The sequence below is a fragment of the Mesorhizobium sp. 2RAF21 genome, from assembly GCF_052115345.1.
GTDB classification, from domain to species: domain Bacteria; phylum Pseudomonadota; class Alphaproteobacteria; order Rhizobiales; family Rhizobiaceae; genus Mesorhizobium; species Mesorhizobium terrae.
Genome location: NZ_JBFRGM010000044.1, coordinates 1 through 12,029 on the forward strand (window position 1 = coordinate 1; position 12,029 = coordinate 12,029).

Genomic DNA, 12,029 nt, shown 5'->3' on the forward strand with positions numbered 1-12,029 from the left:
TCTCGTGCTTCAACGAACTCAGCATGGTTGGAGCGGCGGCAATGCAGATGATTAAAGAGGGCGCGCTAGGCCCTCTCAACTGAGCCGTGAAGGGTCTTTGAGGGCCACTTAAAGGCTATTCTTGCCACGCGTTTTGCTCTAAAACCGCGTGTCAAAAACTCAAAACCGCGCGACACGCTACACCCATATCGGCGGTTCCACGCTCGCGGCCGAACTGAAGGCGGTGTCGGCCGACCACATGAACTTCACCGCGCCTGAGGAATATGCGGCGCTGCGCGAAGCCGGCGTGGTGTGCGTGGTCATGCCGGCGCTCGACTTCGCCGTCGGCCATGCGCGCCCCTTCGACGCGCGCGCGATGATGGATGCCGGCATGACGCTGGCGCTCGCCACCGACATGTGTCCGGGCTGCTGGCTGGAATCGATGCCTTTCGTCGTCCAGCTCGCCTGCCGGCTCTACAAGTTCAGCCCGGCCGAAGCGATCCGCGCCGGCACGCTGCATGCCGCCCGCGCGCTGAAGCGGGGCGACCGCATCGGCTCGCTGGAAGTGGGCAAACAGGCCGACATCGCCGTCTTCCCCTACGAGCGCTACGAGGACATGGCCTACCGGCTGGGCCGCGGCCGGGCGCGGCTGGTGATGAAGGCCGGACAGGTCGTGTTCGACGATCGCGAGCGGGCGCGCTGATCCGGCGTTCGCGCCGCAGGGAGGGAGCAACCATGTCCACCGTCTACGAGGTCGAACACCTGCATCAGCCGGACGGCTGGCTTTCTCCGGGCTATGTCGAGATCGGCGAGGATGGCGTCATCGTTTCCGTATCGGGCGCCAGGCCGCCGGAAAGATCGGTGGAGCGGTTGAATGGGTTCGGCGTGCCAGGCCTGTCGAACCTGCATTCGCACGCCTTTCAGCGCGCGCTGGCCGGCCGCACGGAGTTCGTCACGACGGCCCGCGCGGAGGACAATCTGTGGACCTGGCGCAAGGAGATGTACCGCATGGTGGATCGCCTGACGCCGGAGGATTACGAGGCGATCGGGGCGCTGGTCTATCTGGAGATGCTCCAGTTCGGCATGACGGCCGTCTGCGAATTCCACTATGTCCACCACCTTCCCGGCGGCGGCGCCCATGCCAATCCTGCGGAGATGTCGGACAGGCTGATCGCGGCGGCGGCCGAGACCGGCCTCGGCATGACCATGCTGCCGGTGCTTTATGCGCATGGCGGCATCGGCAAGCCGCTGGAGGCGACGCAGAAGCGCTTCGCCCATTCGGTCGACGCCTATCTGAAGCTGATCGAGACCCTGCACGCGCGCCGCGCCGCCCATCCCAATCTCAATGTCGGCATGGCGCTGCACTCGCTGCGCGCCGTCACGCCCGACGAGGTGCGGGCGGCGCTGGCGGGCATGAAGGCGATCGATCCCGGCGCCCGGCTTCACATCCATGTCTCGGAAACGACTCATGAGGTGGCGGAGGTCGAAGCAGGGCTGGGCGCGCGCCCGGTGCAATGGCTGCTCGACAATATCGGACTGGGGCCGGACTGGTGCCTCGTCCACGCCACCCATCTCGACACTTCCGAGATCGCCGGCCTGGCCGCCAGCGGCGCGGTGGCCGGCCTCTGCCCGCTCACCGAGGCGACCATGGGCGACGGCTTCTTCCCTCTGGTCGAGTACCACGCCGCCGGCGGCGCCTTCGGCATCGGCACCGACAGCCACTACGGCGCTTCGACCGCCGCTGAACTGCGCATGCTGGAATGCGGCAAGCGCCTGGAGCTGCGCCGCCGCAACGTCATCGCGCGGCCAGACCGGGCGCATGCGGAACGTGAGGTACACAGCGGCCGCGTGCTGTTCGACACCGCGCTTGCGGGCGGCGAGCAGGCTTCGGCGCAAGGCGGCGGCGGGCTGATCGCAGGCAGGCGGGCGGATATGGTCATGCTCGACGCCGGCAGTCTTCCGCTGCTCGGGCACGGGCCGCAAACCGTGCTGGACGCCTGGATTCTCGGGGGTCCGCAGAACCCGGTTCGCGATGTCATGGTGGCCGGCAACTGGGTCATCCGCGATGGCCGCCATCCGCGCGAAGCCGCGATCCGCGAAGCCTATCGGCGCACGATGGCAAGGCTTGTCCGATAGTCGCGCGGATTCAACCGGCCGCTCAACCGCATCGACCCGTTTTACCAGACATACGGTCCAGCTTGATCGAATCGCCTTTCTACATCATGTCTCCGCGTGCAATAGCGCGAAAGCGCGCGTTGAACGCGTCGATAGAGCTCCGCGATCGCGACCGTGAAATCGAAAGTCGCTTTCGACGGACCGCGAACCATGGGATCGCAATCGTTGTCGCTCAGGTATAGTGGCCATATCGGTTCCATGCTTGGCCTCCCGTTAGATCGTGGCTAGCGATATCAGTGGAGTTCCCTTGGACCGCGACACCCCTATCGACGCTTTCAATTGCATTGATAGGTATATGTGACTTAAGCATCAATCACCCGCCGGGACATGTCAAGCTTTCGCGGCGCTGCCAGGTCGGTTGCCTCGGTCCTGCATTTAACAAGCCGGCCCCGGAACCGGCGCCGCGCTTCTATCGACCGCAAAATCCGTCGGCTCAAGGAAATTGCGCATGCGCGCGACAAAATCGCGCTTGACAATCCATCCTCTACAAAGTTGTCTATGTGAGTATATACTTATCATCGATTGGCGCTGTGCGGCGCTGTGGAGGAATCGGTGGGAAAAGCCCGCGTCGTGCCAATGCACTCCGCCGGACGGCCGGATCGGACCGGGTCGCGCCGACAGGTCGGCGCGGCGTGTCTCGATGTATCGCGCCGGCAGGACTTCGTTTGGGCGGACTGCCTGTTTCAAGGTTTTTCAACGTCGCCAGGGCGACAAGAAGGGGAGTGAAGACATGAGCATTGGATGTTTTGGTCGAATTCGACTCGCTTCGGGTGTCGCGGCCGCGCTGCTGTCGGTCGGATCGATGCTCGCGGGACCGGCCAATGCCGATACCGCCATTTCCACCAGCATGGACGCGAAACTCAACGCCATGCTGCCGGCCAAGCTGAAGGAGGCCGGCAAGATCAGGGTCGCCAGCAACGTCGAATATCCGCCCTTCGAATATTACGACACCGACAACACCACCATCATCGGCCTGGATAAGGATCTCGCGGAAGCGATCGGCCAGAAGCTCGGCGTGAAGCTGGAATTCGAGAACATGAGCTTCGACGCCATCATCCCGGCGCTCGCCGCCAATCGCTACGACATGGCCATGTCGGCAATGACCGACACCGAGGAGCGGCGCAAGAAGGTCGATTTCGTCGACTATTTCATCTCCGGCGGCGGCTTCCTGGTCAAGCACGGCAACCCCAAGAACATCCACAGCCTCGCCGACATCTGCGGCGTAACCGCCGCCATCGACAAGGGCACCACCGAGATCGAGGACGCGAGGCTGGCCTCCGAGGAGTGCGTGAAGGCCGGCAAGCCGGAGGTCAAGGTCGAGGTGCATCCCGGCACCAGCAAGATCGTGCTGGCCCTGCAATCCGGGCGTGCCGACGTGGCGATGATCGACACGTCCGCCGGTGCCTATATCTCGCAGCAGCACCCGGGCGAGTTCGAGGTGCCGGACGCCTCCTACGCGCCGCGCCCCTATGGGCTGGTGCTGCCCAAGGAGTCGGACGACCTGGCCAAAGCCCTGCAGGCCACGGTGCAGGCGCTGATCGACGAGGGCACCTACGCCAAGATCCTGGCGAAGTGGGGCCAGGAAGTCGGCGCCGTCAAGGAGGTGACGATCAACGAGGGCGCCGGCCTGTAAGGCGCCCCATCAGACCGGGCCGGAAAGCGGAATCCGATTTCCGGCCCGATGCCCGGACAGATGGACAGGGCGGCGGCACGGTTTCGTCCGGACACCCACCGCTCCAGCCGCCACCGGGCGGCCAATATCTCCAGGAGTGCGACGTCATGTCGGCCAGCAAGACCGGTTCCGAAGGAAGGAAAAGCGATCCCACGATCGACCTGGCAATCAGGCCGGCAAGGCATCCGTGGCGCTGGGTGGCCATGGCCTTCGTGGCCCTGCTGGCGGCGATGCTGGTGCAGACGCTTTTCACCAATCCACGCTTCGAGTGGGCGGTGGTGGGCCAATACTACTCCTCGCAGACCATTCTGCTGGGCGTGCGCCGCACCCTCGAACTGACGGCCATCGCCATGGTGCTGGGCATCTCGCTCGGCGTGGTGCTGGCGGTCATGCGCCTCTCGCCCAATCCGATCCTGTCGGGTTCGTCCTGGCTGTTCGTGTGGTTCTTCCGGGGCTCGCCGCTGCTGGTGCAGTTGTTGCTGTGGTACAATCTGTCCGCTCTGTTTCCCAACATCTCGCTAGGCATACCCTTCATCGGCCCGGAGTTCGTCCAGCTCGACGCCAATGCGCTGATCACGCCCTATACCGCGGCCATATTGGGCCTCAGCCTCAACGAGGCCGCCTATAGCGCCGAGATCATCCGCGCGGGCATCATCTCGATAGACCACGGCCAGACCGAAGCGGCCCAGTCCATCGGCATGTCGCGGGGCCGGCTGCTGCGACGGGTGGTGCTGCCGCAGGCTATGCGCGTCATCATCCCGCCGCTCGGCAACGACACCATCAACATGCTCAAGATGTCGGCGCTGGTCTCCATCATCGCCGTGCCGGAACTGCTGTTCGCGGCGCAGACGATCTACACGCGAACGTTCGAAACGATCCCGCTGCTGATGGTCGCGGTCATCTGGTACCTGATCATCGTCTCGATCCTGAGCGTCATCCAATACTATATCGAGCGCCACTACGCCCGAGGCGGCAGCCGCAGCCTGCCGTCAACGCCGGTGCAAAGCATCCGCAATTTCCTCGGCCTCTCCCGCCGCCGCCCGCTCGAGGCCGAGGGGAAAGGAAGCGCGTCATGACCGGTCGGATCGAGCAATCCGCCAGGGTGATGGTGCAGGCGACAGGCGTGCGCAAATCCTTTGGCGCCCTCGAAGTGCTCAAGGGGATCAACCTGTCGCTTGCGAACGGGCAGGTCATGTGCCTGCTCGGCCAATCGGGTTCGGGCAAGAGCACGTTCCTGCGCTGCATCAACCATCTGGAGCGCATCGACCACGGCCGCATCCGGGTCGACGGCGAGTTGATCGGCTACAAGGAAGGCAACGGCTATCTCCAGGAAATGCACGAGCACGAGATCGCGCGCCAGCGCATCCACATCGGCATGGTGTTCCAGCATTTCAATCTTTTCCCGCACATGACCGTGCTGCAAAACGTCATCGAAGGGCCGATCGGCGTGAAGCGCGAGCCGCGCCAGGAGGTGACGGAACGGGCACACGCCATCCTGAAGCGGGTCGGCCTGGCCGAGAAGGTCAACGCCTATCCGCGCCAGCTTTCGGGCGGTCAGCAGCAGCGCGTCGCCATCGCGCGGGCGCTGGCCATGCGGCCCAAGCTGATCCTGTTCGACGAGCCGACCAGCGCGCTCGACCCTGAACTGGTTTCCGACGTGCTGGACGTCATGCGCGACCTGGCCGAAAGCGGCATGACCATGATCGTCGTCACGCATGAAATCGCCTTCGCCCGTGAGGTGGCCGACCGCGTGGTGTTCATGGCCGGAGGCGAGATCGTCGAGGAAGGTCCGCCGGCCGAGGTGCTGGGCAGGCCCGCCCATCCGCAGACGCAGGCCTTCCTCGCCAAGGTGCTTGTGTAGGGAAGGGCAGGGCGCGCCGTCAGGTTCCCCTGCCCGCAGACAACATTCTAACCATCGTGGGAGGTTTCGATGAAATTCCGAATTCTCAACAAAGGCATGGTCACGGCGATCGCCGCTCTTGCCTGCGCCGCCTTCTCGGGCCTTCCGCCCGCCGCCGCCGACGAGGCGCCGGTCAGGATCGGGTTCTTCTCGCCGCAGACGGGCTTCGGCGCGCCGGACGGACGCAGCGCGCTGGCCGGCGCGCAGCTGGCGATCAAGCAGGTCAACGACGCCGGGGGCATTGACGGACACCGGCTCGAACTCGTGCCCTACGACGACGGCAGCGACCCCAAGCAGGGCGCCACCATCGCGACCAAACTGACCTCCCAGGACGGCGTTGTGGCAGCGGTCAGCGGCTCCTACAGCCCGCAGACACTGGCCGCCGCAACGATCTTCCAGCGCGCCAAGACGGTGCTGGTTTCGGCCTATGCGGTCAATCCGGGCATTCCCAAGACCGGAAGCTACATCTTCCTCCAGGACGCCAACGGCACCGTGCAGGGCCGCGCCGGGGCCAAGTTCCTCGCGGACAAGGGGATCAAGAAACCGGCTGTCATTTCCATCGACAACGATTTCGGCAATGCGCTGGTCGAAGGTTTCGTCGCCGAAGCGCCCAAGCTCGGCATGACGGTCGTCTCCACCGACAAGAATCAGTTCGGGGAAAAGGATTTCGGCACCATCATTCGCCGCGTGATCGCATCGGGCGCCGATGCCATCTACCTCGTCCAGTACGTCGCGGAGGGCAAGCAGTTCCTGCGCGACTGGGCACAGGCGGACGGAAAGCTGACGCTGCTCAGCACCGAGGGCATCGATTCCGCCGGCTTCTACTCGATCGGCAAGCTCGCCGACGGGCTGATGTTCACCACCAACCTCAACCGTGACAGCAAGAGCGAAGAGACCCAGCAATTCCTGTCGGACTTCGCCAAGGCCTACGACTTCCCCGTCGACATGGTCGCGGCCTCGTCGCACGACGCGGTGATGCTGGTGGTCGACGCGATCCGCAAAAACGGCACGACGGCCGCCGACGTCAAGGCCGGGCTCGACGCGCTGCGTGATTTCAAGGGCGCCACCGGGACCTTCGAACGCTTCACGGAAAACCGCGAGGTCATCAAGCCGATCCAGATCCAGGTCTTCGACGACGGCAAGATTTCCAGCGCCGGCGTCGTATCCGACCCGGCCATCATCACGCCGTGAGCCCCGAGGCCGGATCGTAATGACCTATATCCTCATCCAGGGCATCGTGGTCGGCTCGCTCTACGCGCTGATCGCGATCGGGCCGTCGCTGGTCTACGGGCTGATGGGCGTGCTCGATGTCGCCAGCGCGGCGGCGCTGACGCTGGGCGCCTACCTGCTGCTCGTCGTCTTCCAGGCCAGCGGCAGCGTCCTGCTTGGGGTGGCCGCGGCGCTGGTTATTGCCGGCGCCGTCGGCTGGATTTTCCAGAAAAGCCTGTATGTCCCGATCCTGGACCGAGGCCCCATCGTCACGCTGATAACGAGTATCGGGGTCTATATTTGTGCAGACGAGCTGTTCCGCCTGGTATGCGGCCCCTTGCAGCAAAGCCTGGGCATCCAGACCGCAATCCCGGACGTACATATTGCGGGCGTCGAGGTGACCGGGATAAACCTGCTTGTCATCGTCATCGGCGTCGGGCTGCTGCTGCTGACCTGGCTGGTGCTGACCAAAACGCGTTACGGCGTGGTCTGGCGGGCGGTGGCGCAGGACCGCGACATCGCTTCGGCCGTGGGGATCGACAGCAAGAAGGTAATCGGCGGCGTTTTCGTCATCGGCTATGCGCTGAGCGCGCTGGCCGGCATCCTCTACGCGCTGAAATACGACAGCGTCATACCCACCATGGGCGACGTTCCCGCCTATAAGATGCTCGCCATCATCATCCTCGGCGGCCTCGGCAGCCCTCTCGGCACCATCGCCGCCGCCTTTCTCGTCGGGCTGGTGGAGACGGCCGTGGTCGCGCGGTTCGGCTTCGTCGTCCCGCGTGACGCGATCGCCTTCGCGGCGCTCGTGCTGGTGCTGCTCATCCGGCCGCAGGGCCTTATCCCATCCCGCGTGGTGCGCGCATGAGCTACCTGCTTGTCCTGCTGATCACGGTGGCCATCCTGTCGACGGTCACCGTCAGCCTCAACATGGTGGTGGGCTATACCGGCCAGCCAAACCTCGGCCAGAGCGCCGTCTTCGGCATCGGCGCCTACTTCGCCGCCGTGTTCGCGACTTCCTACAGCATGCCGTTCTGGTTCTGCTTCCTGACCGCCGGGCTGGCGGCGGGCGTCGCCGGCGCGCTGATCGGCGCCATCAGCCTGCGCCTGCACCAGGACTTTTTCGCCATAACGACGCTGGGCCTGAACTTCATCGTGGTCGCCACCTTCCAGACCCTGCCGTTTTTCGGTGGCGCCACCGGGCTCTATGGCATCCCCCTGCCGACGATCGGCGGGTATGAACTGGACTATCCGGGTCTGGCCGTCTGTTCGCTGCTTCTTTTGTCGTGCACGGTGGGTGTCAGCCTGCTGGTCAACCGCAGCTGGTTCGGCGGCATCCTGCAGGCGGTCCGCGAGGACGAAACCTTGGCGGCGTCGCTCGGCGCGCCGGTGGCGCGGTACAAATCGACCATATTCGTCATCAGCTCGATCTTCGCCGGCTTTGCCGGATGCCTCTACGCCTACTTCCTCAGCACGGTGTCTCCGCAGACTTTCGGATTCAACGATTCGGTCCTGTTCCTGGCGATGCTTCTGATCGGCGGTTCGGCGACAATCCGGGGAGCCATTTTCGGTGCGGTGCTGCTGACCATCATCCCCGAACTGTTCCGGTTCGCTTCGGAATACCGGATGCTGATCTTCGGCGCCGTGCTGGTCCTCGTCCTGCGCTTCCACCCGCAAGGCATCATCGGCGAGGATAGCCTGATCGCGCGCTGGACGGCCAATGTCTTCGCCGGCAAGAGAGCCCGCTCATGACCGCGCCCTTGCTTGAACTGAAGGCCGTTACCAGGCGCTTCGACGGGCTGGTCGCGCTTTCCAACGTGAACATGGCCGTGATGCCCGGCGAATTCGTTTCGGTCATCGGACCGAACGGGGCCGGCAAATCCACCCTCTTCAACGTCATCACCGGTCTGCTCGCGCCGAGCGAAGGCACGGTCGCCGTCAACGGGGACACCGTCCGAAAATTCCGCCCCGACCTGCTTCATGCCCGCGGCCTTGCCCGCACGTTTCAGGTCGTACGCGCGGTCGGTTCCCTTTCCATCCGCGACAACGTCATGCTCGGGGCGGCGGGGCCACGGCTCCGTGGCCTGGCGGCGCCGTTCCGGTCCAGGTCGGGAGAGCCGGAATTGCAGGAACGGGTAGACGAACTGCTCCGGTTCACCGAGCTTGCCGATGTCGCCGGGCAGAGCGCGAGGGAGGCGTCACCCGGCCACCTTCGCCGCATGGAAATCGCACGCGCGCTGGCCGGCAATCCCGAAATGATCCTGATGGACGAGCCGGCGGCGGGCATCGGCGCAGACGGCCTGCAACCGCTGAAGGAACTGATCGGGGCCATCCACAAGCGCGGAATATCGGTGCTGCTGGTCGAGCATTACGTCGGGCTGGCGCTTTCGCTTTGCGACCGCGCAATCGTGCTGGAAAGCGGCAAGATCCTTGCCGAGGGGCCGCCGGACGCAATCCGCGCCGACCAGCGCGTCATCGATGCCTATCTGGGGCCGCAGCACTCGAACGCGCCTGCAACGACCAAGGACAAGTCATGAGTGCGTCCGATATTCTGCTCGATGTAAACGGGCTGGCTGCCGGGTATCGCCGGACCGAAGTGCTGCACAATGTGTCGCTGAAGGTCGGGCGCGGCGAATTCGTCACCGTGCTGGGCGCCAACGGCGCCGGCAAATCGACGCTGATCAAGTCCCTTGTCGGCCTGCTGCCGGCACGGGGTTCCGTGACCTTTCAGGGAGCGCCCCTGCTTGGGCTTGAACCGCACCGGCGCGTAGCCGCCGGGCTCGCCTACGTGCCGGAAGGACGGCGCGTGTTCCCCGCGCTGACGGTCGCGGAAAACCTCCAGGTGGCGAACAGAACCCGGCGCGGCGGCGCAGTCGAGGAAATCTACGGCATCTTCCCCAAGCTGGCGCAACGGAAGGACCAGCTTGCCGGCACCATGTCCGGCGGCGAACAGCAGATGCTGGCGCTGGGCCGCGCGCTGATCAGCAAGCCGGCCTTGCTGCTTGCCGACGAGATTTCGCTTGGCCTGGCGCCGCTGATCGTGGAATCGCTGTTCGAGGTGCTGGTGCGGCTCAACCGCGAGGGAATGGCCATTCTTCTTGCCGAGCAGAACGCGCGCGAAGCGTTCGGCCACGCACATACGGCCTATGTCATGGAAACGGGACGCATCACCATGAGCGGCCCCGCCGCAGAGATGGCAACAGACCCTCGGATCGTCGACGCTTACCTGCGGATGAGTTGAAGGGACGATTCGTTCTCATCGACCGGCCAGGCTCGCGTTCAGGAAAGGAAATCGAGGCTGGCGCGGACACCCCAGTATGCGCCGGTTGGTCCAACCATCATGCGACGCGGGTCAAAAGCACGTGAATTGATAGTGTCTTTCCACGCTGGATAACTGTTACCGACAATTAACGACATTCCCCACCGCGGCGACAAGCATCTCTCCCAGACGCACCGAAGCGCGCGAGCGCGCCTGCTCGGGCGGCGCGATCAGCGCGAGATCGTAGAGCGGGGCATTCTTCAGCGGCCGCACTTCCGCATCGAGCGCGCCCTCGAAATAGTGGGCGGTGACAGGGTCGACCAACGCGATGCCCAGTCCCGCCATTGCCAGGTGGGCGGCCGTCGGGGAGATGTAGGCGTCGATGCGGGTTTTCCCCTGGATCATCCGGGCCAGCGAGGTGTTTTCGCATAAGGCCAGCATGTACCCCATGCCGGGCACGATCAGCGCCAGGTCGCCGCTCTCGGCGACGTCGAAGACCTTGCCGGCTTCGCCAAGTCCCTTGTGACCGGGCGCTCCAAGTACAATATAAGGCAATCGCCACCGAGCCACGACGTTGATGTCGCGGACGTCGTTGAGCGGACTGACCAAGCCGAGGTCGAACCGGCGCGTCCTTACCCATTGGACGATGCGCTGTGAGCCGCGCAACTCCACGGTGATCGAAATGTCGCCGAATGCTTTCCGCCACGCGCTGACCGCAGCATCCTGACATGCCCAAAGCAGCAGTCCTCGTCGACTTGGTCTCCGACACCGCGACCCGACCCTCGCCGGCAATGCGCTCGGCGATGGCGTCCGCAGCGGTCGGCGACGAACAGCGAGGGGAAGACCGCACGACGTTGAAACTGGAGGAACGCGTGGCGGATTTGCTCGGTCATGAAGCGGCACTCTTTCTTCCATCCGGGACGATGTGCAACCAGATCGCGTTCCTGGTGCATTGCCGCCCTGGGGACGAGATCATCTGTGCCTCAAATGCGCATGTCTTCGGCTCGGAGGCGGCAGGTGCTGCCGCGCTTGCAGGAGCGCAGTTTCGCCCGATTGAAACCCCATCCGGTATTTTCACGGCAGGCGATGTCCAGCCGCTGTTGCGCGCCCCGCGCCATCGCTCTCCGTGCAGCCGTGTCGTCACGATCGAGCAGACGACCAACCGGGGCGGTGGGCGAATATGGACTCGCGCCGGCATCGCGGAGCTCGCCGCCCTGTCTCGTGCGCACGGGCTCGCCCTTCATATGGACGGGGCGCGGTTGCTCAATGCAGCGGTAGCGGCAAACAAGCCCGCCGCAACCTTCAGTCAGCTTTGCGACAGTGCGTGGATCGATTTGTCGAAGGGCTTAGGTTGCCCCTTTGGCGTGGTCTTAGCCGGCCCGGCTCAGTTCATCGAGGAGGCGCTGGTGTGGAAACATCGCCTAGGCGGCGCCATGCGCCAGTCGGGGTCATGGCCGGTGTCGGCCTCTACGCTCTTGACAACAATGTTCAGCGATTATCCGAGGACCATCATAAGGCGAGGCGGTTTGCCGATACGCTGCGTCGCGTACCCGGAGTGCGCGTCATCCCCGAGGGCGACGTAACCAACATCGTGCTGCTGGACTTGTCGGGAACAGGCGTCGAAGCGCACGCGCTGGCCGATGACCTGATGGCGTTGGGCATACGCTTGAGCGTAGAAGGGACTTTTGTCAACGGCGGAGCAAAAACCGGCCACGGGGCGGCGTAAAAGTCGGCCACTTGGCGCCGCAAGCGGGGAACGTCGGGAGGGCGTAGCCCGACCAGAGTTTCCCGCTTGCGGCGCCGGCGTTTTTTGTTGGGGTTTCAGCCGACCTTTC

12 protein-coding genes are annotated in these 12,029 nt (G+C 64.6%); 11 read left to right on the top strand and 1 reads right to left on the bottom strand.

The features are described from left to right. Nucleotides 1-148 precede the first annotated feature (148 nt). The 10 genes from AB4136_RS33100 to AB4136_RS33145 all read left to right on the top strand — a co-directional run bounded on the left by AB4136_RS33100 (nucleotide 149) and on the right by AB4136_RS33145 (nucleotide 10,176). Entirely contained in the window at nucleotides 149-682 is a 534-nt protein-coding gene (locus AB4136_RS33100) for an amidohydrolase family protein (protein ID WP_441932309.1), read from the top strand. A gap of 32 nt (nucleotides 683-714) precedes the next feature. Next, on the top strand, nucleotides 715-2,115 hold the full coding sequence (locus AB4136_RS33105) for a formimidoylglutamate deiminase (protein WP_137901909.1): 1,401 nt from the start codon (nucleotides 715-717) through the stop codon (nucleotides 2,113-2,115). A gap of 769 nt (nucleotides 2,116-2,884) precedes the next feature. Further along, the gene (locus AB4136_RS33110) at nucleotides 2,885-3,787 is read left to right on the top strand and encodes an ABC transporter substrate-binding protein (RefSeq protein ID WP_171021043.1); all 903 of its coding nucleotides are present in this window, start codon (nucleotides 2,885-2,887) and stop codon (nucleotides 3,785-3,787) included. A 146-nt stretch (nucleotides 3,788-3,933) separates the two neighbouring features. Continuing rightward, on the top strand, nucleotides 3,934-4,902 hold the full coding sequence (locus AB4136_RS33115; protein ID WP_137901911.1) for an amino acid ABC transporter permease: 969 nt from the start codon (nucleotides 3,934-3,936) through the stop codon (nucleotides 4,900-4,902). Further along, complete coding sequence (locus tag AB4136_RS33120) at nucleotides 4,899-5,687, top strand: amino acid ABC transporter ATP-binding protein (protein WP_441932312.1); 789 nt, start codon at nucleotides 4,899-4,901, stop codon at nucleotides 5,685-5,687. The genes AB4136_RS33115 and AB4136_RS33120 overlap by 4 nt, the downstream gene beginning before the upstream one ends. Nucleotides 5,688-5,756: 69 nt before the next feature. Continuing rightward, on the top strand, nucleotides 5,757-6,917 hold the full coding sequence (locus AB4136_RS33125; RefSeq protein WP_137901912.1) for an ABC transporter substrate-binding protein: 1,161 nt from the start codon (nucleotides 5,757-5,759) through the stop codon (nucleotides 6,915-6,917). Nucleotides 6,918-6,936: 19 nt separating this feature from the next. Next, nucleotides 6,937-7,803 carry a branched-chain amino acid ABC transporter permease gene (locus AB4136_RS33130; RefSeq protein ID WP_137901913.1) on the top strand — a complete coding sequence of 289 codons (867 nt, stop codon included), beginning with the start codon at nucleotides 6,937-6,939 and terminating at the stop codon, nucleotides 7,801-7,803. Next, a complete protein-coding gene (locus tag AB4136_RS33135; protein WP_137901914.1) occupies nucleotides 7,800-8,687 on the top strand; it encodes a branched-chain amino acid ABC transporter permease in 888 nt (295 codons plus the stop codon). Before AB4136_RS33130 ends, AB4136_RS33135 begins: the two co-directional genes overlap by 4 nt. Further along, complete coding sequence (locus AB4136_RS33140; protein ID WP_137901915.1) at nucleotides 8,684-9,472, top strand: ABC transporter ATP-binding protein; 789 nt, start codon at nucleotides 8,684-8,686, stop codon at nucleotides 9,470-9,472. The genes AB4136_RS33135 and AB4136_RS33140 overlap by 4 nt, the downstream gene beginning before the upstream one ends. Then, nucleotides 9,469-10,176 (top strand): branched-chain amino acid ABC transporter ATP-binding protein, encoded by a 708-nt coding sequence (locus AB4136_RS33145; RefSeq protein WP_171021044.1) that lies wholly within the window; start codon nucleotides 9,469-9,471, stop codon nucleotides 10,174-10,176. Before AB4136_RS33140 ends, AB4136_RS33145 begins: the two co-directional genes overlap by 4 nt. A 156-nt stretch (nucleotides 10,177-10,332) precedes the next feature. On the opposite strand, the gene AB4136_RS33150 is transcribed toward AB4136_RS33145, so the two are convergent. Then, nucleotides 10,333-10,986, bottom strand: coding sequence for a LysR substrate-binding domain-containing protein (locus AB4136_RS33150; protein ID WP_171021045.1), 654 nt, complete (start codon nucleotides 10,984-10,986; stop codon nucleotides 10,333-10,335). On the opposite strand from AB4136_RS33150, the gene AB4136_RS33155 reads away from it, so the two are divergent. Beyond that, a complete protein-coding gene (locus tag AB4136_RS33155; RefSeq protein ID WP_137901917.1) occupies nucleotides 10,923-11,777 on the top strand; it encodes a threonine aldolase family protein in 855 nt (284 codons plus the stop codon). The genes AB4136_RS33150 and AB4136_RS33155 overlap by 64 nt on opposite strands. Nucleotides 11,778-12,029: the final 252 nt, after the last annotated feature.